Source organism: Draconibacterium mangrovi (assembly GCF_010586825.1).
GTDB classification, from domain to species: domain Bacteria; phylum Bacteroidota; class Bacteroidia; order Bacteroidales; family Prolixibacteraceae; genus Draconibacterium; species Draconibacterium mangrovi.
Map to the genome: position 1 here is coordinate 62,062 of NZ_JAAAGB010000009.1, position 19,642 is coordinate 81,703.

A 19,642-nucleotide genomic window follows, 5' to 3' on the forward strand; every position below is an offset into this window, starting at 1 on the left:
CAACCAAAGTTACCTTCCTAATTTACAAACCCTATAAATACATCAAAACCGATTGACTGGCTTCGCTGTTATCAAATCCTTGCTCTTTACTATAAAACGCTGGTGCCTCCCCCCATTTTTCTCAAATAGCTCAACTACCAATTCCTTTTTGTCTGGTATTGTAAATGATTTGAAAACAAAAACGGTTGCTTCGACAGAATTACCATCAATAGTAGTCAGGTGATTTAAAGCACGAACCGGTCTTATAACCGTCTCCTGAATGGCTGTTCTTTTGGCAACTTTCTTGTCCACTATCTTGAACGTGAGAAAATCAATTTTAAATGGGATATCGGAACAATTTTCCAACTCGGTGCGAAAGTAGATCAAACCGTTCTGGCTGTACAGGCCGGTTAATGCAAACTCAATTCCAAACTGTTTGCTATTGATATTTTTGATTTGTTTCTTCCTTGTCCCGTAAATTTTCTCCATAGACAATTGGATATTTTGAGGTGTTTTATTTCCAAGCTCAACAAGTTGTATCTCCAGAGAGTTTTCCGGCTGGTTTCCCAACTTGTATTCATGCAAGAAATCTTTCATTTCGATATTCAGCTTTGCGGGATTTTCAGCGTAATTGACAATAAACGAGTAGAAACTGCCCTCGTCGGTTATCACTGAAAAGTTGGTTTCTTCTTTAAAATCCTTAACCGAAGCTTTTACCCGGACCACATTTTCTGCACCATCGGCTTTCCCCGCTATGATATTTGAAGAACCAAGATCGATATAGGTTATAGCTGCCGGGAATAGAATATGTACAGTTTTATTGTAGGTTACTTCAATGTTGTAGGATGAAATTACCCTGTCTTTGGAAATAACTTTGGTGTACTGATTTTGAGCAAAAAGTGAAAAGCTGCTCATTAGTAATATTGTTATTAATAATTGTTTCATGATGATCGTTTTATAATGAATAAATTGAATTTTATTTGGCGGGCATCAGCAATATCCGGTGCCCTGCTTTTAGGGTAACTTTTGTGGTTCGAAGTTTTTTGGATACATACTGCGATGTCCCTTGTATAAAACTTCTTCCCACATCGGCTGCCAGTTGTTCGCTTGCAGTTGTCCCTTGGTTTATACTTATGCTTGTCCCTGCATCGCGCCCCATAGTAGCAGTAATTTCCTTTAAAGCACTGACCTCAACCGAACCGGGAATAAACAAACCAGGCTGTCCGTCGGTGTCGTAAGCTGTGAGTTGCACCAGGATGATATTTCCGTTTTGTTCCAGCGAATTGATAAAAATATGTAAGCGTTCCCCCTGTATCCGGGCAATACCCGTGATCAAAGCATTCTTTTGAAAATGTAGTCCTTCGGTTTCAATGGCTTCCAGTAATCTTAGCTGCACATTTTGTCCGTTAACCAATTTTTGAGTGCTGTTTACACAGGCATTAATTGTATTACGTTCTGTGGTTTCCTGTTTGTTCTCTGCCGATATGAATGAATAGTTTCGGGGCTGTGAGACCTGCTTTAGAAATGCCGAGTCAGAAACGGATTGTTGCAATGCTGTCGTTGTGCTTTTTGTTGAGACCAGAACCGATTCTGCAACATTTTCATCTGTTTGCAGTTTGGCAGGGTGATCAGTTGTCGGCACGGTAGTGCCTGGTTGTACTGGCGCATTATTTGGCATATATTTGGCTGCCATCTGGTATGATTTCTCCATTAACAGAAGTTGTTCATCTATGCTGTTGTCTTCCTGCTTTTCTGCCAGTTGTTGCTTCAAAGCTTCAAGCTCTGCCTTTAGTTTTTCATTTTCAGGATTCGCCTTTGGTTTTTCGTAAAAGCTGCCCAGAGTATTGTTTATATTGTTGTAAGCAGAAGCAGAATGCTGAATTGCCCGTTTTGGGTGTTCGCTCCCGGAATATTTCTCTGACAGGCTTGTTTCAGCTTTGGCGGAGGAAAGCAAATCGAATTTTGTTGGTTCATCCTTTTTAATCATCGACGAGAAATCATCCAGCGAACGCACCGGCTTTTGCTGAAAAAGTGCTGCCTGCTCAAAGGCATTGATTTTATCCTTCAGTAGATCCTCTTCCTGCGGTAGTGGGATCTCTGTATTCAAACCAATTACTGTTTTGTTTTCCTCTTTGTCCGATGGCTTAAATATCAGCCATAGACTTGCCCCAAAAACAAGGAACATCAAAGCAAATACCGCGTACTTCTTTAGCATCTGTTTTTGCCCCGGCTTCAGGAGTGTTTTATTGTTTTTGTCCATCTGTTAAATCTTTTAAGTGATTAATGATACTGTCTTGTGGTAAGTCAAGTGGAGTGATGTGTTCAATCTGAAACAGGTCTTTTAATTTCGGATCGCGGAACGAATCCCAAAGAATAAGAGCAAAAAGAAGCGTAAACAAAACGCACATCCCTAAAACCACCATCCTTCTATTTTTCTCAGGAATTCTGTCACAACTCCTTTTGAGTTTTTCCCGGCTAAGCCGTTTCAACTCCGAAAATCTTTTCTGCATGGTGTTACCTTGTTACCGTTTGAATATCGTTGTTGTGTATTACCTCAAAGTTCTCCACCGTAAAACCATGTGGGTTATTATCGCTGCGAACCGAGTTGATAAGACTGCACTTTGTCACCAGGTTTCGTTCCGTGATATTGCTTTCGCGAATAATTACCTGACGAGCATAGGTAGATGCCGTGTACGGATAGTTCATAAAATCAACAACCACACTATCCACCTGTAGTGTCTGATTGATATTTCCAGATATAATCCGGTTGTAATAGCCTTTTTCAAGCAGATCTTTGTAATAGGTATACACGCTTTTATCTGCCAGAAACATGGCCCGGTTGATGTTCGACTCAATGGCATTTTTATCGGGTGAAAGCGTAAAAAACAACTCGTGGAAACGCCGGATATGCTCCCGTGCCTCTACCGGCCTGTTTTGTGCCAGATCCTGAGAAAGGGCGAGAATTAAAGATTTTCCCTTGTCCAGCACATAGATCTTTTGCCGTTGTTGTTCTGCAAAGCTATAGGCACTAAACACTGAATATCCGGTAATGCCTGCACAGAGCAGGATAAACACCATTCCGAAAAAACGGATGTGCCTGAAGCTTGTTTCGATATTTTTTAATGATTTAAATTCCATAATTCTTTTGTGATTAATTTTTCATTAGTTTTCCTGTCATATTACCGGCCGATGCACCGGCAACACCTGCAGCCATTGACGCCGTTTTTCCTGCCGACGATGTCACATTCTTACCGTAATTTCCCATACCACCAGCCATAATGATCCACCCGGCAACAGTTGGAATAGTGAAATACCCGATGATACCGATAATCATAAATACAATGTAAACGCCGTTGGACGCTTCGACTGAATACGTAGCATCGGCCTGTAATTTATCAATATCGGCTTGTAGCATCAGCACCTGAATACGGGCAAGGATGGAACTAAACAAATCAGAAACCGGTAACCAGAGGTACACGGAGATATACCGCGAAAACCATTGCGTCATGGTGGACTGAAAGCCATCGTAAATACTGATGGCAAAGGCAATCGGACCAAGTATGGACAATACGATCAGAAAGAAGGTGCGGATGGTATCAATAACCAATGCCGCTGCCTGAAACAGCAATTCCAGAATTTCACGAAAGAAATCGCGAATGTTCTTTTTCATGTTGTACAAACTGCGCTCGATATACATCCCTGACATAGTTGCCAGATCTGACGGACTCCAGCCCAGTTCTTCCAGCTGTTTGTCAAATTCCTCGTTACTGACCAGGTAAGCTGTTTCCGGATTTCGTTTCATGGCTTCCACCTCCAGTTCCTCTTTTAAATCGCGGTACTTTTCCATATCAAAAGTCTGTGCTTCCAGCATTTGGTTAGTACCGACAACAATTGGGCTAAGCACCACGTTGATCGTCCCCAAAACAAAACCGGGGAAAAACATGATACAGAGACCAATGGCAAAGGGACGTAAGAGCGGGTAAACATCAATGGGCTCGGTGCGTGACAGCGACTGCCACACACGCGAAGCCACATAGAACAATGCCCCCAACCCGGCAATACCTTTTGCCACACCTGCCATGCTGCTACACAAGGGTGTCATCTCAAGGTAGAGGCTGCGTAATATCTGATGTAGGTTATCAAAATCCATTACCAGTATCTTTCGCTTGAGTCACCATACAGCGCCAACATCCTTTCGGTATCGCCTTTCTTTTGCGCCCTCAGGTACGAAACGGCAATGTTTTTATTGGTGTAATAGCTCACTAAATTCCGGTAATGTTTTACTGAATCGTAAACACTGTCTATCACATCCATCCGCTCTTTGTCGGTCAGCGAAAGTGTGCTGGCATTTACAATGCCTTTCAGATCATTCAGCAGGTAGGCGCTTTCTTCCAGAAGTTTGGTATAGCCAAAGGCAATTGCCCCCAGTTCTTCCAACGAATAGTTTTCATCCTGCAACATCCGCTGATAGGCGTTTATATAGATATCGGTAATCTCGCCTACCATCAAAATGGTTTGCTGCACTTTTCGGGCATCTTTCACCAGGTTGTTTACCGCCTTTAGTGCATCGTAATAGGCTTTGCCCTGCTCATAGACCTTTTTCACTTCCTTGAAGTTTTTGATCACATTCGAAACGGTATTGGAAGTTTGGATAATCTCCTTGGCCGTATTGGCAATACTTGTGGCCGTATTAATGGGATCGTTTACAACCCATTGGGCTTTCAGGTTTAGAGAACCAAGCATGATCAACAGCCCCGCTATAACTAATTTTGTTCTCATGTTCTTATTGATTTGAATATTTACGAATTGCGTTTGCTTGCCGCCAGTTGTTTAATGGCAAGCTCAATATTCCCATCCAATTGCTCCGTTAAACGGGTAAGTTCCAGTTTCTCGGTTTCTTCGGTGGTGTAAGTGTAGTATTCCTCCAAAGAAACTTCAGTAGCATAAACCGCAGATTGTACACCTCCCAAACCAATCCAAACCTCCTTGTACAAGCGTTGCGGATGGTTGGCAAGATTGATGGATAGAATCTGAGATTTTTCTTTTTCTGTTAATCCAAGTAGCTCCTGAATGGAGGCAAACTTGTTCATGTACTTACGCTGGTCAAGCAGGATCTTGCAATCGGAGTTATTGATGATACTTTCCTTCACAATTTCCGAAGCAATAATATCATCCACTTCCTGTGTTACAACTATTGCCTCACCAAAGAATTTACGTACGGTCTTAAACAGATATTTGATGTACTCTGCCATTCCTTCCTTGGCAATGGCCTTCCAGGCCTCTTCCACTAAGATCATCTTGCGGATGCCTTTTAATCGCCTCATCTTGTTGATAAAAGCTTCCATGATGATGATCGTCACAATGGGGAAAAGTACTTTATGATCCTTTATATTATCCAGTTCGAAAACGATAAAACGTTTGTTCAGCAAATCCATTTGTTTGTCTGAATTCAGCAGGTAATCGTATTCTCCGCCCCGGTAATAAGGTTCCAGGACATTCAGAAAATTGGCTACATCAAAGTCCTTTTCGCGCACCTTTTTCGATTGGAGTAACGCTGTGTATTCATCGCGCACAAACTCAAAAAAGGTATTAAAAGACGGAGCCACCTTACCGTCCGATTTTAACTTCTCGATATACAGGCTAACCGCATTTGACAGTGCTACCTCTTCGGAACGTGTGGATGCCTCATCCTCACTTTTCCAGAGGGTAAGGATCAGCGTTTTTATACTTTCCCTTTTTTCAATGTCAAACACACCGTCGTCGGTGTAAAACGGATTAAATGCAATCGGGTTATCCTCGGTATACGTAAAGTAAACCCCGTCTTCGCCCCTGGTTTTATAATGTATTAAATCACACAAACCTTTGTAGCTGTTTCCGGTATCGACCAGAAGAACATGTGTTCCCTGCTCGTAATATTGCCGTACCATGTGGTTGGTAAAAAAGGATTTCCCGCTGCCCGAAGGACCAAGAATAAACTTGTTCCGGTTGGTTATTATTCCTTTTTTCATTGGCAGATCGGAAATATCCAGATGCAAAGGTTTACCGGTTAAGCGGTCCACCATTTTTATGCCCACCGGCGATAATGAACTTTGGTAATTGGTTTCACCGGTAAAAAAGCACAAAGCTTGCTCGGTAAACGTGTAAAACGATTCTTCTGCAGGAAAATCGGCCGCATTACCGGGGATGCCTGCCCAATACAGGGTTGGAACATCAACCGTGTTGTACCGTGGTTTACATTCCATCAGGGCAATTTGCGAGCCCACATCATTTTTTATCTGTCGTAGCTCCTCAGATCTGTCGCTCCATGCAAGCACATTGCAATGCATGCGTACCGAAACCAATCCTTTGCTGTGTGCTTCATTCAGGTATTCGTCCAGCCATTGTTTGTTAATCTGGTTGGCCCGGCTGTACCGGGAGAGCGAAAGCATATTACGCGCCATTTTCTCGAAACGGGCAAGGTTGGCGGTGTGGTCGTCGATAAAAATGTACTGGTTGTAAATATGGTTGCATGGCAACAACAAACCTAACGGAGCGGCATACGAAAGCAAACAGGAACTCCGGTCAGTCGACAGTTTTTCGTAGCGGCTTTCGGTTGATACTTTAGCAGGCAGATCGTCTAAATCGGAAAGCGTATGAAGTATCAGCGAGTTGTCGCCGATTTTCAGTTCTCCCGGATTTAAGATAAGATCTTTCAATACATTATTCTGCCCATGGGAAAGTGAAAAATACTTTTCCACTATTCCCTCATGGGCATCAGTCCCGGTAATCTGGTCGGCTGTTAAGCGCCTGAGTTTTACAAAATCGCTGTCGTTAACGATTTGCTCAAACTGGTTGACAGCTTCCACAAAATGCAGGACTGTTTCCTTATTTTTTATCTCTTTGGGCACAATAAATCCCCTGCCCAGCGTACTGAAATTGCTTTGTTGTTTGCTGCGTTCCTTTGTTGTTTTGGTAAGGAACAAATAACAGGTGTGGTTTAAAAACGGACGCTCGTTGAAGTGCCATTCGAACGATGAACTTAAAAAACTTAAATCCTGTTGTGGCTTTTCGGTTTTGTAGTTCTCTTTGATGTACCAATCCTGTTTATGCACGATGGAATAGTCGGGCAACACCTTTATTGCCTTGTTCCATACCGAATGCATGGCTTCGTATTCTTCCGTTGTTATCGTAAATAGCTCCGGGAGCTTTACCTCAAAAGCAATGGTTATATCAGCATCTTTGCTGATAATACACCCCTGCTCCACTGCAAGCAACGGAAACCGGCTTTCCAAAATGGCAGCTTTTAGTGTGTTTCTCATACTGCCTCCTTTCTGTTGGTTTTGAACAAACGGGGAATACTACGGCGGTTGATAACCCGGCGTGGGAAATTATGCCTTGCCTGTAATTTCATTAACCCGTAACGCCCGAATTTTCTATTTAATGAGAAGGTGAGCCAGACAACCACAAATGCCAGAATAAGCCCGGTAAAAATACAGGCCCATTGGTTGATACCGGCCAGGTACATAACAATGAAAACCACGAATGTCCCCAGCAGGCCACCTGCAAAAAGAAACAGGTACTGGCTTTGCAGACCTTTAAACTCGGCCGGCTTATTTACCCCTTTATTGATGGAATACACTGCCATAGTTTATAGGAAGAAGGAACGTAAAATAGTGGCAGCAACAATCAGGAAAATACAGGCACCAAACCAGGCGGCTGCAGTTTTTCCGGTGTCAGGATCTCCACTTGAAAATTTACTGTACACTTTTACACCACCAATCAATCCCACAATGGCACCGATGGCATAAATAAGTTTTGTTGCCGGATCGAAATACGAGGTGACCATATTGGTGGCTTCGGTGATTCCGGCAGAGCCATCGCCCTGGGCAAAGATGGCAGTTGCCAGAAAGGTGAAAAATAAGGTGATGGATATTTTATATGAATTGATTTGTTTCATAGCATTTTGATTTTGCTCCCCGATCCCCCGGACCAGAGACTGTTTTGCTTTGATTTTTTGATAAAAGTGTGGTGAATATCACTCTGCGAAGGATCAAATTTTACCCGTAATCTATTTCTTTCATGAGCTACTCCATTTAGTTCGTATTCAGACAGCAGTTTTGCTGCCTTTGAACCAAATGTATGGGCTTAAAAGCTGGGGGAAATAAAGCTGGATGTAAGTGGTTGTTTGTGGCTGTGTTTGGCGTTGGTGAATGATCATCCATGACTCAATACAATACCCCATATCCAAGTATCAATAAAGGATTCTATTGGGGGATTATCTGGATATTACATTGAGCTTTTTATTGGATATGATGAGAGATCTATATATTTCTAAAATAGAATAGAAACTTATCATTTCTGATATTTATAATTTATGAAGGAGAGGAGTATTATTTATTGTTTTTGACGATCTCATTAAACTTCCGGTTATAATTATCGGATTCCAGAAATACGTAACACCTTTCACCCTTTATAACCTCACCTTTAAATTGTTGATAAAATGAATTTTTCGGGTCTGATTTTGATTTTCGTTTAGTCCCATTAATATCAAATAGATTGGTTATGGAATCTGAGACCAATTTCCTTTCACCATCTTTTACGTTTGGAATCCATCCCTTTTTACTTAACTCTAAAAATAGTTCACACAGCTCTTGCTGAGAACCTAACCATTCTATGGATTTATTCTTATTATTAACTAGAGTAATTTTACTTGAAGTTCCTAACAAAGTCTCAATATCTGGATTTAAAACCATTAAACGAGCTTCTATAAATTCGATAAGCATTTCTGTTATAATATCTGCAATTTTTTTTGTTAGCTGAATTCCCCAGAAAACACTTAATTGTATTGAATCGTCAGACAATATACTTTTGTAAAGTTTTAATAAATTTTTTAATATAATTGATTCATCCTTCACACCATAAAAGAAGTGAAGCTTCTTTGTATTTTTTAAATATTTCTCGTACCAAAAGATTAATTCATGAAAACAGTCTTGCACATATTCATATATCAACCACTCATCACCTTCACGTATCTCAGGCTTGGCAAATCTTTCCTTTACTTTCTCTATGACTGAGTTTTTTATAATCCCATCAGAAGATATCTCATTGTACAAGTCAAACAGTTCTCTTGTATAAATTGACATGCCAATGGATTGCGATTGAGGCTCTACGTGATAAGGAAATGTACGAAATATCTCATTAAATCTTAGCGTAATATTCTCTTTGGAGAAGTCATGAATAGAATTTTTCCTTATTAACCATACCTTCTTTTCGTAGCTAGTTAATTCCTTATTGATTCGGTCTAAATCATCTGAAAAATGGTCGTATTCTGTAATCATTTTTTTATTTCAAAATAAATATAAATGTTTCAGTGGTGCAATTACGGCCGACTTACGGTAAGTCAAACTATAACTGCGGAAAGTTTTATTTAACCTTTAAAATTTATTCCGACGGGACTTTTTCTGGGATAAAAGTTAGTTAATTGCATAGGAGTTATTTATTGCCTCCGTCGGTGTTCTTCCAATCTCCCAAGGATAAACAGATAGAAAACCATACTCAACACTAACTGAGTTTCTCTTTTTTTTGGTATCAGAAAGGTTTGACACAAACATTACATCATATCTTGTTTTAAAGGTTTTATCAATACTATAAACAATACACGGATCTACAATTGCTGGCGAACGATCTTGCCCATGAATATGACCAAATTGCCATTTATTTAGCTCTACCTCTGTTCTTTGAACGCGAGGCAATGGTTTTATTCCTTTTACCTGAAGGCTCTTTTTTTGAAATAATGATTCAATTTTAGAATCAAAATCAACAACTTGGGTAAGGGACATTTCAATTAAGGTCAGAATATTCTCCTTATATGCTTTCTTTTTTGATTTGATACCAGTATTAACCCTTTTGACCATCATCATATAAAAAACGAATTCGTCAAATAAATAGTTAATTGTTCTTTCTGTAACAACTTCCCAGTTATATAAATCATCTGACCGAAGAAAATCCACACCGAGCGGTTCTGTGAAGGCTACTTGGTGCTTCTTTCGTTGATACCTATATATTGGCTCACCATTAGACCATAGGTCTATCTCGAACATTTTAAAAACGTATCTATTAGCCAAGAATTTATTGAGTTCAACTTTATATTCCATATTGCCAATTATTATATAATTACTTAAGCATAAAATTGCACTATTTAAAGCAATGATACATTACAAACCTTTTGGTACTTTTCAACATTTGGCAAATATGTTACCTGGTTTGTTCTTAGAAACGAATAATCCGAAATTTCTTTTAACGAACAAACTCACCAATATCAAATCCATCTAAGCCATAGTCGGACACAGGGTCATCATTATGCCCCAACTTCCCCAAATGCAAATCAATTAAACTGGAAATACGTTTTTGATAGCTTTCGGAAGTTGCGGCCAGTTGCTCTACCCAATCGGTATTTTCATTTTCGTAAAGTAACTTCCCGGTTTGGATTGGTTTTTCCGATTGCTCATTTTCGACCTCGGTAACTACCTCCATCATTTCTTCAAAAGTTAGATCAACCAAAGAACCGTTGGCAATGCCAAGTTCTTCCAATTCTTCATCGAGCTCAACGTCCTCATAATCCAGAGCGACTTCAATATCCAGCTTTCCTGTGGAATTTGAATGGGATTGAATCTTTCTGTCCGTATTCAAAACGAAGGTGCTTTTCCCTATAATTCCACTTTCATCTGATAAATTGCTTTTTCTTTCTTCATTGGCAACAGGAGACGAAGAACGCTTCCAATCCTTAAAGAAAATACTTAGAAGAATGATTATCCCGACTATTACAACAAATTCAATCATAACTTCTGCTTTGGGTTAAAAAATACCTTCATTGTTTTCGTTGTATCGTTTGACTATTTCTTCCTGAAATTCGTCAAAATGATGTGTCAGTACATTATCGATATAATTATAAATTGAAATCTCATCCTTACCGATTACTCGGATAATTTGCTGAATTCGTTTATGATATTCCTGCCGGATGGGAACATTCTTTCCAAAGCGTGCCTTCGTTTTGGAATCTGAAAGGAAAAGCTCATCATAAGCCTGATTTGTCTGTTTCTTTTTTGCAACAGTTGTTGGCTTTTTCTCCTTCGCCTTTCCTGCCTCCGGTTTTTCATTATGAATAGTGGAGATGATAAATTCTTCATCGATCTCGTCGGGATTATATTTTTTTCGTGCCATGTCTATTATTGTTTAATGGTTTTTAGGATTTCATCAGCCAGTGGAATCAGGTTACTTCCTTTTAAAAGGCTATTGTGAGCCGGAAAAAGTGTTGAGCGAAATACAGGCTTATGGACGGAAGTCAACTCCCTGCGAAATCGTTTTGAATCGGGCACAAATGTTTTCAGAATATTTAAGCCTAACTCGCCGATTACATTTTCATAAACATCGTAGAGTTCGTTTTTCTCCCTCCCATCAACCATATTCCAGATCAGGAATAAACCTTTGATATCGCTCTTCCCAACGCTAATCAGATTTTCATTCAACATAGTGGCAAATTTCAGTGTGCTTTCCATTACCACACGGTCGGCACTTACCGGCGAAAAGATATAATCCATTCCACCCAGTGTTTTTACCACTCCTCTGCTATTTAAAGTTCCCGGGAGATCGAAAAATATTATATCGGGCTGAACCGTAGCACCGTCGATCAGATTTTGTGCGACATCAATCGCATCTTCAGGCATACTTTTTTCAACCTGGTAAGCCTTTCGTTTCAGCGAGGTAAATTGTTTGTAGGCCAATTGTTTGTAATAGTTATCCTTCATCACCTGTTCCATATCGCGCTGCCGCATTTCAGCAATACTGTGCTGCGGATAATCACAATCCACCACCGCAATTTCCAGGCCTTTTACATAGTGCAGATAACTCGACATTAAAACAGTAAACGCTGTTTTCCCGACACCTCCTTTTTGTGTGCTGAATGCAATAAATAATGTTTCTTTTTCCATGACTTTTGTTTTTTATAAGTAAATTATTTCTATAGTTATTCAATCAAATAGGATAATATCAGTATCATTAATTGATTAATGAGCTGTGTAAATGAGTTTGTGTTGCAATGTTCAATTAATGAAGTGTTGCAACGTTTCAACATTGAAATATTGGACCCCTTAAGCTCTTCATTGTTGCATTATTTAACTATTCAGTTCTTTGCCAAAATCACTTTTTAAATATTTCGTTTGCAACTTGTTTCTTTCCTATTTTATTTATTCCGACTAACATAACTTTGCTTACACCAACCATTAAATAATCCATCATTTCACCGACCAAATGAACAAATAAAAAGCTACCAAAACCGCGCTTTTTACAGGACTGGAAGTACTTGTCCTTCTCTGGCAGCATTTGGCTTATTTGCGGATAATCAGAATTCAAAACACCCATTTTACCTTTGTTTCCAACAATTTTTAAGAGTAAAAACATGATTGGTAAAACGGCTTTGCCCAATAACTTTTATGGTAACGCTACAAGGTGTGCACTGGCACACGGCAAGTTGTGTTTTGAGTAACTCAAAACGTTCCGAGCAACTCGGAACCACTTGCCCCGTTGGGGAAAATCATCACTCCGAAGTCGTATGATTTTTTATAAGAATTCCGGTAATGATTAATGCTTTAAATACAATAAAATGGGTACAGAAAAAAGAAGAAATAAACACAAAGGGGGACGTAAACCGAAAAAAGATCCGTGTATACATCGCTATGCTATTAGCTTAAATGATGTTGACAATGCACGATTTCTTGCTCTTTTCGAGGCATCGGGAATGGAAGTTAAAGCACATTTTATTACTGCCTGCATTTTTGATAAGCCCGTTAAAGTGGTAAAAATCGATAAGGGATCGATGGATTATTATATGCGCCTGACCTCATTTTATTCTCAATTCAGGGCGATTGGCGTGAATTACAATCAGGTTACCAAAGCAATAAAAAACAACTTTTCGGAGAAAAAGGCACTGGCTTTTCTTACCCAACTACAGAAAGCAACATTTCAACTGATTGCGATAAACCAGAAAATATTGGATTTAACCAAAGAATTTGAAAAAAGATGGTTGCAAAAATAAGCTTAGGAAGTTCGATTTATAGTGCATTGGCGTACAATCAGGGTAAGCTAAAAAAGGATGCTGCTTCTGTTTTACTGGTCAACAAAATGATTGAACCTCTCGATGGAAAGTATTCCATTGGATTATGCACGAGTTCTTTTGAACCGTATTTGAGTGCCAATAAACGAACCGAAAATCCGGTTATTCATATTTCGTTAAATCCTGATCCAAAGGATAAGCTAAACGACGAACAATTCTCTCAGTTGGCTGAACAATACATGGAAAAACTGGGCTATGGAAATCAACCCTACATCGTTTACAAGCATGAAGACATTGACCGCCATCATTTGCATATTGTTTCAGTAAAAATTGACGAGACAGGGAAAATGATTCGGGACAATTTTCAACACCGGCTATCCATGCGTATTTGTCGGGAACTGGAGCAGAATTTTGAATTAACACCTGCCAATGAAAAACAAAAGAAAGGAATTTACAGCTTAAAGCCGGTTGAATTCGAAAAGGGAAATCTAAAACAGCAAATTGCCAATGTGATTCGTCCTGTATCGAGGACTTGGAACTTTCAATCGTTTAATGAATACAAGGCCTTGCTCTCATACTATAATGTTCATGCTACTGAAGTGAAAGGAGAAAAGAACGGGAAACCTTTTCATGGGATTGTTTATGCGGCATTAGACAATAAAGGTGAAGTATTCGGGAATCCAATCAAGTCATCAAAAATTGGAAAATCTACGGGCCATGAAGCTTTACTTATTCAAATTGAAAAGTCAAAAGAACAGATCAGAAATAAAAAGCTAAAAGAGCAGCCTAAGGAAGTAATTTCCAAGGTATTTCATAAGTGTGAGAATAGAAAAGACTTCGAGGACCAATTACTTAAACATGGTATTTCTGTGCTCTTTCGGGAGAATGATTCCGGGCGCATTTACGGAGCAACCTTTATCGATCACAAGCAAAAGTTTGTGTTTAACGGGTCACGTCTGGGTAAAGAATTTTCTGCCAATGTTTTTAATGTACGATTTGGCGTAGAAAACAATACGGATGAACAATTCAAGTCTCCAGACCAGGATCATTCAGAATTTCCAGATAACAAAGATTCAAGCATTGAGAATCTGACCGGATTGTTCGGTATTGAGACTCTTGGCGAGGATTACCAGGAGGAAGCTTTCATTAGAAGAATGAAACGAAAGAAAAGAAAAAAACGAAAAAGCTAAGCTATGCAAAACGAAGACGATGTAAGAGCCCTTGCCAAAATAATTGAGCTAATCAGGGCAGTGAGTATCCTGATTTTAATATTTCATATTTACTGGTTTTGTTACGAGATCCTTGTTGAGTTTCATGCAACAATTGGCATCATCGATAAAATTCTGCTGAATTTTCAGAAATATACCGGAATCTTTTCAATCCCAATCTGGTCGAAGCTGGCAAGTTTTGTTTTGCTGGCGATCTCCTGCCTGGGAATACGAGGTGTAAAAACGGAGAAGGTGACCAGGACCAAGATTCTGATATTTCTCGTTTTCGGATTAGGTTTCTATTTCTTGAATGGTTTTATACTGAAACTTCAAAACTCGTTAATAACAAAAAGTATTCTTTACATCTTATCGTTGTCAATTGGATATATCCTGCTTTTGAAATCGGGATTATGGATGAGTCGCTTATTAAAAAATAACCTGATGCAGGATGTTTTTAACGACGAAAACGAATCATTTATGCAGGAAATGCAATTAATGGAGAATGAATACTCTGTAAACCTTCCCACGCGGTTTAAACATAAGGGAACAGATTACGATGGATGGATTAATGTGGTGAATCCTTTTCGGGCAAGTATTGTTTTGGGTACTCCTGGTAGTGGGAAATCTTATGCCATTGTAAATAATTATATCCAGCAGCAGATTCAGAAGGGTTTCAGCATGTACATTTATGATTTTAAGTTCGACGACCTGAGCGTAATTGCTTACAATACGCTATTGAAAAACATTAACAGATACGAAATACCACCGAAATTTTATGTAATAAATTTTGATAATCCGGAATGCAGTCACCGCTGTAATCCTATTGCCCCGGAATTTATGACTGATATTGCGGATGCTTATGAATCGGCTTATACCATAATGCTGAACCTGAACAAAACCTGGATTCAGAAACAGGGTGACTTCTTTGTTGAATCGCCTATTATCCTTTTAGCTGCCATTATCTGGTATTTGAAGATTTATAAAAATGGAAAGTATTGCACTTTCCCCCATGCAGTGGAATTTTTGAATAAAAAGTATGCCGACATTTTTACTATTCTAACTTCTTATCCTGAATTGGAAAATTACCTATCTCCTTTTATGGATGCCTGGGAAGGTGGTGCGCAAGACCAGTTACAGGGGCAGATTGCCAGTGCCAAAATCCCATTATCACGAATGATTTCTCCTCAACTTTATTGGGTAATGTCTGGTAACGATTTTACTCTGGACATCAATAATCCCAGTGAACCGAAGATCCTTTGTGTTGGTAATAATCCCGACCGTCAGAACATTTACTCTGCAGCATTGGGACTGTATAATTCTCGCATAGTAAAACTCATCAATAAAAAGGGACAGTTAAAAAGCTCAGTAATTATTGATGAGCTCCCGACTATATATTTCCGTGGACTGGATAACCTGATTGCGACAGCACGAAGCAATAAAGTTGCGGTTTGTTTGGGATTTCAGGATTTTTCGCAGTTAAACCGGGATTATGGCGACAAAGAAGCAAAGGTTGTTATGAATACCGTTGGAAATATCTTTAGTGGTCAGGTGGTTGGTGAAACTGCCAAAACTTTATCGGAACGATTTGGGAAAGTATTGCAAAAGCGCCAGTCGATGACCATTAACCGACAGGATAAATCCACTTCTATTAACACTCAGATGGACACCTTAATTCCGGCATCGAAAATCAGCAACCTTACTCAAGGAACTTTTGTAGGTGCCGTTTCCGATAACTTTGGCGAACGTATAGAGCAAAAGATTTTCCATGCAGAAATTGTCGTTGACAACGAAAAGGTGGCCAGAGAAACAAAAAATTATAAGCCTATCCCGGTTATCACAAACTTTACCGATAAAGACGGGAAAAACCAGCTGCAACAGGAAATTAATTTCAATTATTCACGCATCAAAAGCGAAACTGCGCAGATTGTAGTGGATGAATTGGAAAGAATTAAAAACGATCCGGGATTGGGGCATTTGATAAAAAATTAAATATATCAAGGGCTATCCATTCAAGGTATGCGAATGTGGAGAATAATTTTTTTAAACAGTTTATGAGATAGTGCTAAGAATTATCCGGAACTTCCTTATATCATTCCTTTTTTACACCAATAATACAAGCTGCAACATTCTTCCAAATTTGTTTCGTGTATGGAATATTATTCAGGATTTCTCTTAATTGTTCTTCTGCAAAGACTATATCCTTTTCTTTCTTTAAATCATTCAAATAATATCCTTTTCGCCTATTGGCCTCTCTTTTTAAGTAAAGAAACGGATTTAAAATATCTAACCATATTTGCGAGTAGGCATATAAATCAATCGAGAAATCGTCTTCCTTTTTAGCAGATGATTTAAAAGTTCTCAGCACTTTAGTAAGTAAGCTTTTTCTTTGGTAGTCCCCTTCCTTTTGGGCTTTTTTTAATTGTTTGTTCATCAAATGTTGTGCAACAAATAAAGCTCTCTTTCTTTTGTTTGGCAGGCTTGCTATTTCTTGTTGCTGTAACAGTTTTATATATTGCTTTAGGCTATGGCTTGTCGTTTCATTCCATTTGTCTTCTTTGCTTTTCCAGTCACTTTCCTTAATGTTTTTTATATGAGTTCGCAGAAGCTCACATATAACAGGGAGCTCAGTATATATTTTTTTATTGCTGTCTATAAAATACCATTGGGGGACAATATATTTATTTCCTCTTAATGCAATAAACAGCCATGGTTTTTCAGATTCAGCTACACTCACTTTCACCTTCACTGAGGCATCAACGCCCTTTAGTGCTTCATATTCTTGCTCTTTTATTAAAGGAGAATCTCCTCTATACAAATCATGCACAGGCTTAAAAGCATCTTGGAAACCAGACCAAGAAATATCTTCACTTTTCCCCTTTTTTAGCTGCGATATCATTTCTTTAGCATCATATTCATAAGGCAACACCTCTCCAATTAATTCTTCTGGGAAATCCGTGTTAGAACCGATAAGCACTTCTGCATCCCGAGATGCTTTTGCCAGCCTTTTATCTGCTTTTAATTTATATTGCTTCCCATCTTTTGGCCATAATATTTTTATTTGTTTGTGTGGACTATCAAGTCTATCAATTCTTCCTATGCGTTGCTCTGCAATACGCAAAACACTAGGCATATCGAGAAATATCATGGTCGATATTTGTTGAATATTAATCCCCTCAGAAACTGAATCAGAACAGAGCGCTATAATATCCTCTTCTTTGGAGCCTAATACAAATTTGTCAAGTACTTTTTCTTTTTTTGTTGAGCCTGTAATCACTACTGGCCTGTATTGCGGATATTGCTCTTTGATGAGTTTATTGAAATAGTCAAGGGTTACCACAATATGATCAAATGCAATTACAAACTGTTCTTTTTTTATGTAATCGATAATTGTCTTAATTTTTGTTTGCTCCCTATTTTCACTTAGTCCCGTACTTAAATCTGCTATTTTTTGATATATTTCTAACTCCTTTTCACATACCTCACGATATTCTTGAAGATTAGTAAGCCAACTCGGTAAATCTATACTAGTAAAATTGCTTTTTGGTAATGTATCCTTCTGGTCATTAATTTTCTGAATAAAGTTACCGGAATAAGACTTTGCTGTTTTAAATCTAAATTGTTTCTCTACATATTCAGTTCCTTTAATATGTTCCAACAAAGCAACCTTCGAAGATCTCAAAGTTGACTGTATGTTGTATCCGGCAAGTGCAGCCGCCATATCAATTCGCTTTTCGATATATTCTTTGTGATTGTACTCGTAATAGAAGTTCGGTTTTTCAATCCTTTTCAAGTAAACAATCCCGGTTAAATTTTTAGAAATTTCAATAATTTTTGAAACTATTGCTTCATCGTTTTTAGATTCTCCTGTTTCGTATAATTTATGATCTTGCACGGGAAATTTGCACGGTTCATCTAATTTATTCAAGTAAGCTGCCTGATTCTTATTGATCTCTTTGTTAATCTCATTTTTGGTTCTTCTTACCATTAATTTACCAATGAAGCGCTTTAATGTCTCATAATCCTCCTTTCTACTCAACATTCGAGGATTCTTCAAATGATAAAACTGCTCAATTTCCTTATCTGAAAGGTTATCTACTCCCAATAACTCTACAATGCGTAATAAATCTTTTGCCCTTTTACTAATGGGAGTCGCTGTCATCAATATTATATAATCAGCCAGGTTTTCTGAGATTTTTCTACTTCTGTTCGACTTCACATTTATTAAATTGTGTGCCTCATCCAGAACCAAAATATTTGCATTTTTTATTTCCTTTACCAATTGTAGATGATCAATGCTACTTACATTGGAAAGTTTTCCAATTGAAATCTGATTATTTTCAGCAAACCGAATACTCTGAAGGTCATTTTCCCAATTCTTTACCACCAGAGGAGGACAAACGGTAACAGTATAAGACTTATCTTTTCGACCTGCTTCCCATAATTTGTGCTGTAAAGCCAATTTTAGTGCATTAACCATTTTTGTCTTTCCAGCACCAGTAGGATCAGCAATAAGTACACAACCTTGTTCTTGTAAAATATTTAATGCCTGCACAATTCCTTGTAGCTGGGTAGGCCATAACTTTAACGCATCCAGCCTAGCCTGTAAGTCAGGCATATCCTTAAACCAACTAGTATCAATAAGCTCAGTTATCGCTCTGGCTAAGGCTTCTTGCCAACTTACCACCTTCAATAATTGCTTTAATAGTTCAATTAACTCCTTATTGTATTCATATCCCTTTTGGAAATAATTATTTGCAATTTGGCTAATATTCTTAAAGTGAGCCTCTCCCTCATTTATTCTAATGTTAGCCTCTAGCTGAGTCCTTAATCCGTTGAAACTAAAGTTTGATGATCCCAGTATAGCATGTTCATCGCCGATATATAGTTTAGCATGTAATCCGGGAAGTATTCTGAAAGTTATGTAGCCTTCATTTATGTAATTTATTATTTTAAAGACATTCCCTCCTTTGAAGATCGAATAACCTTCATCAAGCCAATAAGATTTAATTTCTTTTGAAAGTTTAATTTCTCCATAACTTTTTCTTGCCCTTGTATCCGGTTCTGTCCCTAAAACAACCCTAACATTTTTTGTTTTTGCACCTCTATGTTCTTCTGAAAAAAAATCAATGATTTGGGCTAATGACGTGAATCCTGTAACTATTAGATATTTTTCTGAATTATTAATGTCTGTTTTTACTTCACTATAAACCTCTTGCTTATTAATATTAATGGGGTAGCCTGAGTGCGCTGGCCATTCCATCTCAGGTTGGTCAAAATTCAATACTCCTTGCTTTTCTAAATTCTTTGCAGTTAATCTTCTAGGTCTTCCCATTTAAAATTACTCTACATTAGCTTCAATTAAGGCTAT

The 19,642-nt window shown here is 38.5% G+C and carries 19 protein-coding genes; 3 read left to right on the forward strand and 16 right to left on the reverse strand.

What is annotated here, in order from left to right:
- Window positions 1–42: 42 nt before the first annotated feature.
- From traN to G4420_RS18990, 15 genes are all read right to left on the reverse strand, one after another.
- Window positions 43–924: a conjugative transposon protein TraN gene (gene traN, locus G4420_RS18920; RefSeq protein WP_163325516.1), complete on the reverse strand. Its 882-nt coding sequence runs from the start codon at window positions 922–924 to the stop codon at window positions 43–45.
- Window positions 925–955: 31 nt separating this feature from the next.
- Complete coding sequence (traM, locus tag G4420_RS18925; protein WP_163325517.1) at window positions 956–2,239, reverse strand: conjugative transposon protein TraM; 1,284 nt, start codon at window positions 2,237–2,239, stop codon at window positions 956–958.
- Window positions 2,223–2,489: a TraL conjugative transposon family protein gene (locus tag G4420_RS18930; protein ID WP_163325518.1), complete on the reverse strand. Its 267-nt coding sequence runs from the start codon at window positions 2,487–2,489 to the stop codon at window positions 2,223–2,225. The genes traM and G4420_RS18930 overlap by 17 nt, the downstream gene beginning before the upstream one ends.
- Window positions 2,490–2,493: 4 nt before the next feature.
- Window positions 2,494–3,117, reverse strand: a complete 624-nt coding sequence (traK, locus tag G4420_RS18935; RefSeq protein WP_163325519.1) for a conjugative transposon protein TraK — start codon at window positions 3,115–3,117, stop codon at window positions 2,494–2,496.
- A 13-nt stretch (window positions 3,118–3,130) separates the two neighbouring features.
- Window positions 3,131–4,129, reverse strand: coding sequence for a conjugative transposon protein TraJ (gene traJ / locus G4420_RS18940; RefSeq protein WP_045029408.1), 999 nt, complete (start codon window positions 4,127–4,129; stop codon window positions 3,131–3,133).
- Window positions 4,129–4,758 carry a DUF4141 domain-containing protein gene (locus G4420_RS18945; RefSeq protein ID WP_163325520.1) on the reverse strand — a complete coding sequence of 210 codons (630 nt, stop codon included), beginning with the start codon at window positions 4,756–4,758 and terminating at the stop codon, window positions 4,129–4,131. The genes traJ and G4420_RS18945 overlap by 1 nt, the downstream gene beginning before the upstream one ends.
- Window positions 4,759–4,778: 20 nt before the next feature.
- The gene (locus G4420_RS18950; protein ID WP_163325521.1) at window positions 4,779–7,277 is read right to left on the reverse strand and encodes a TraG family conjugative transposon ATPase; all 2,499 of its coding nucleotides are present in this window, start codon (window positions 7,275–7,277) and stop codon (window positions 4,779–4,781) included.
- Window positions 7,274–7,603, reverse strand: a complete 330-nt coding sequence (locus G4420_RS18955) for a DUF4133 domain-containing protein (RefSeq protein WP_163325522.1) — start codon at window positions 7,601–7,603, stop codon at window positions 7,274–7,276. Before G4420_RS18955 ends, G4420_RS18950 begins: the two co-directional genes overlap by 4 nt.
- A gap of 3 nt (window positions 7,604–7,606) precedes the next feature.
- Window positions 7,607–7,915, reverse strand: a complete 309-nt coding sequence (locus tag G4420_RS18960) for a DUF4134 domain-containing protein (protein ID WP_204273748.1) — start codon at window positions 7,913–7,915, stop codon at window positions 7,607–7,609.
- A gap of 433 nt (window positions 7,916–8,348) precedes the next feature.
- Window positions 8,349–9,296, reverse strand: coding sequence for a hypothetical protein (locus tag G4420_RS18965; protein WP_163325523.1), 948 nt, complete (start codon window positions 9,294–9,296; stop codon window positions 8,349–8,351).
- Between the two features lie 135 nt (window positions 9,297–9,431).
- On the reverse strand, window positions 9,432–10,112 hold the full coding sequence (locus G4420_RS18970; RefSeq protein ID WP_163325524.1) for a hypothetical protein: 681 nt from the start codon (window positions 10,110–10,112) through the stop codon (window positions 9,432–9,434).
- A gap of 142 nt (window positions 10,113–10,254) precedes the next feature.
- Window positions 10,255–10,797: a hypothetical protein gene (locus tag G4420_RS18975; RefSeq protein WP_163325525.1), complete on the reverse strand. Its 543-nt coding sequence runs from the start codon at window positions 10,795–10,797 to the stop codon at window positions 10,255–10,257.
- A gap of 15 nt (window positions 10,798–10,812) precedes the next feature.
- Window positions 10,813–11,178: a DUF3408 domain-containing protein gene (locus G4420_RS18980; protein WP_163325526.1), complete on the reverse strand. Its 366-nt coding sequence runs from the start codon at window positions 11,176–11,178 to the stop codon at window positions 10,813–10,815.
- A 5-nt stretch (window positions 11,179–11,183) separates the two neighbouring features.
- Entirely contained in the window at window positions 11,184–11,945 is a 762-nt protein-coding gene (locus tag G4420_RS18985) for a ParA family protein (protein ID WP_163325527.1), read from the reverse strand.
- Window positions 11,946–12,153: 208 nt separating this feature from the next.
- The gene (locus G4420_RS18990) at window positions 12,154–12,438 is read right to left on the reverse strand and encodes a hypothetical protein (RefSeq protein WP_163325528.1); all 285 of its coding nucleotides are present in this window, start codon (window positions 12,436–12,438) and stop codon (window positions 12,154–12,156) included.
- 178 nt (window positions 12,439–12,616) lie between these two features.
- Between G4420_RS18990 and mobA the strand changes: the two genes are divergently transcribed.
- The 3 genes from mobA to mobC are packed head-to-tail and all read left to right on the forward strand — an operon-like array spanning window position 12,617 to window position 16,263.
- Window positions 12,617–13,048, forward strand: coding sequence for a conjugal transfer protein MobA (mobA, locus tag G4420_RS18995; protein ID WP_163325529.1), 432 nt, complete (start codon window positions 12,617–12,619; stop codon window positions 13,046–13,048).
- Window positions 13,033–14,256 (forward strand): conjugal transfer protein MobB, encoded by a 1,224-nt coding sequence (mobB, locus tag G4420_RS19000; RefSeq protein ID WP_163325530.1) that lies wholly within the window; start codon window positions 13,033–13,035, stop codon window positions 14,254–14,256. The genes mobA and mobB overlap by 16 nt, the downstream gene beginning before the upstream one ends.
- Before the next feature lie 3 nt (window positions 14,257–14,259).
- Window positions 14,260–16,263 (forward strand): conjugal transfer protein MobC, encoded by a 2,004-nt coding sequence (gene mobC, locus G4420_RS19005; protein WP_163325531.1) that lies wholly within the window; start codon window positions 14,260–14,262, stop codon window positions 16,261–16,263.
- A 100-nt stretch (window positions 16,264–16,363) separates the two neighbouring features.
- Here mobC and G4420_RS19010 read toward each other — a convergent pair whose 3' ends face one another.
- A complete protein-coding gene (locus tag G4420_RS19010) occupies window positions 16,364–19,606 on the reverse strand; it encodes an SNF2-related protein (protein WP_163325532.1) in 3,243 nt (1,080 codons plus the stop codon).
- Between the last annotated feature and the right edge of the window lie 36 nt (window positions 19,607–19,642).

Bases quoted from the DNA above. Each gene is read 5' to 3' on its own strand.
- traM (WP_163325517.1), bottom strand. From the start codon at position 2,239: ATGGACAAAAACAATAAAACACTCCTGAAGCCGGGGCAAAAACAGATG.
- traK (WP_163325519.1), bottom strand. From the start codon at position 3,117: ATGGAATTTAAATCATTAAAAAATATCGAAACAAGCTTCAGGCACATC.
- mobB (WP_163325530.1), top strand. From the start codon at position 13,033: ATGGTTGCAAAAATAAGCTTAGGAAGTTCGATTTATAGTGCATTGGCG.
- G4420_RS18970 (WP_163325524.1), bottom strand. From the start codon at position 10,112: ATGGAATATAAAGTTGAACTCAATAAATTCTTGGCTAATAGATACGTT.
- G4420_RS18960 (WP_204273748.1), bottom strand. From the start codon at position 7,915: ATGAAACAAATCAATTCATATAAAATATCCATCACCTTATTTTTCACC.
- G4420_RS18955 (WP_163325522.1), bottom strand. From the start codon at position 7,603: ATGGCAGTGTATTCCATCAATAAAGGGGTAAATAAGCCGGCCGAGTTT.
- G4420_RS18980 (WP_163325526.1), bottom strand. From the start codon at position 11,178: ATGGCACGAAAAAAATATAATCCCGACGAGATCGATGAAGAATTTATC.
- G4420_RS18945 (WP_163325520.1), bottom strand. From the start codon at position 4,758: ATGAGAACAAAATTAGTTATAGCGGGGCTGTTGATCATGCTTGGTTCT.
- G4420_RS18965 (WP_163325523.1), bottom strand. From the start codon at position 9,296: ATGATTACAGAATACGACCATTTTTCAGATGATTTAGACCGAATCAAT.
- G4420_RS18975 (WP_163325525.1), bottom strand. From the start codon at position 10,797: ATGATTGAATTTGTTGTAATAGTCGGGATAATCATTCTTCTAAGTATT.
- G4420_RS18985 (WP_163325527.1), bottom strand. From the start codon at position 11,945: ATGGAAAAAGAAACATTATTTATTGCATTCAGCACACAAAAAGGAGGT.
- G4420_RS19010 (WP_163325532.1), bottom strand. From the start codon at position 19,606: ATGGGAAGACCTAGAAGATTAACTGCAAAGAATTTAGAAAAGCAAGGA.
- traJ (WP_045029408.1), bottom strand. From the start codon at position 4,129: ATGGATTTTGATAACCTACATCAGATATTACGCAGCCTCTACCTTGAG.
- mobA (WP_163325529.1), top strand. From the start codon at position 12,617: ATGGGTACAGAAAAAAGAAGAAATAAACACAAAGGGGGACGTAAACCG.
- G4420_RS18950 (WP_163325521.1), bottom strand. From the start codon at position 7,277: ATGAGAAACACACTAAAAGCTGCCATTTTGGAAAGCCGGTTTCCGTTG.
- traN (WP_163325516.1), bottom strand. From the start codon at position 924: ATGAAACAATTATTAATAACAATATTACTAATGAGCAGCTTTTCACTT.
- G4420_RS18930 (WP_163325518.1), bottom strand. From the start codon at position 2,489: ATGCAGAAAAGATTTTCGGAGTTGAAACGGCTTAGCCGGGAAAAACTC.
- mobC (WP_163325531.1), top strand. From the start codon at position 14,260: ATGCAAAACGAAGACGATGTAAGAGCCCTTGCCAAAATAATTGAGCTA.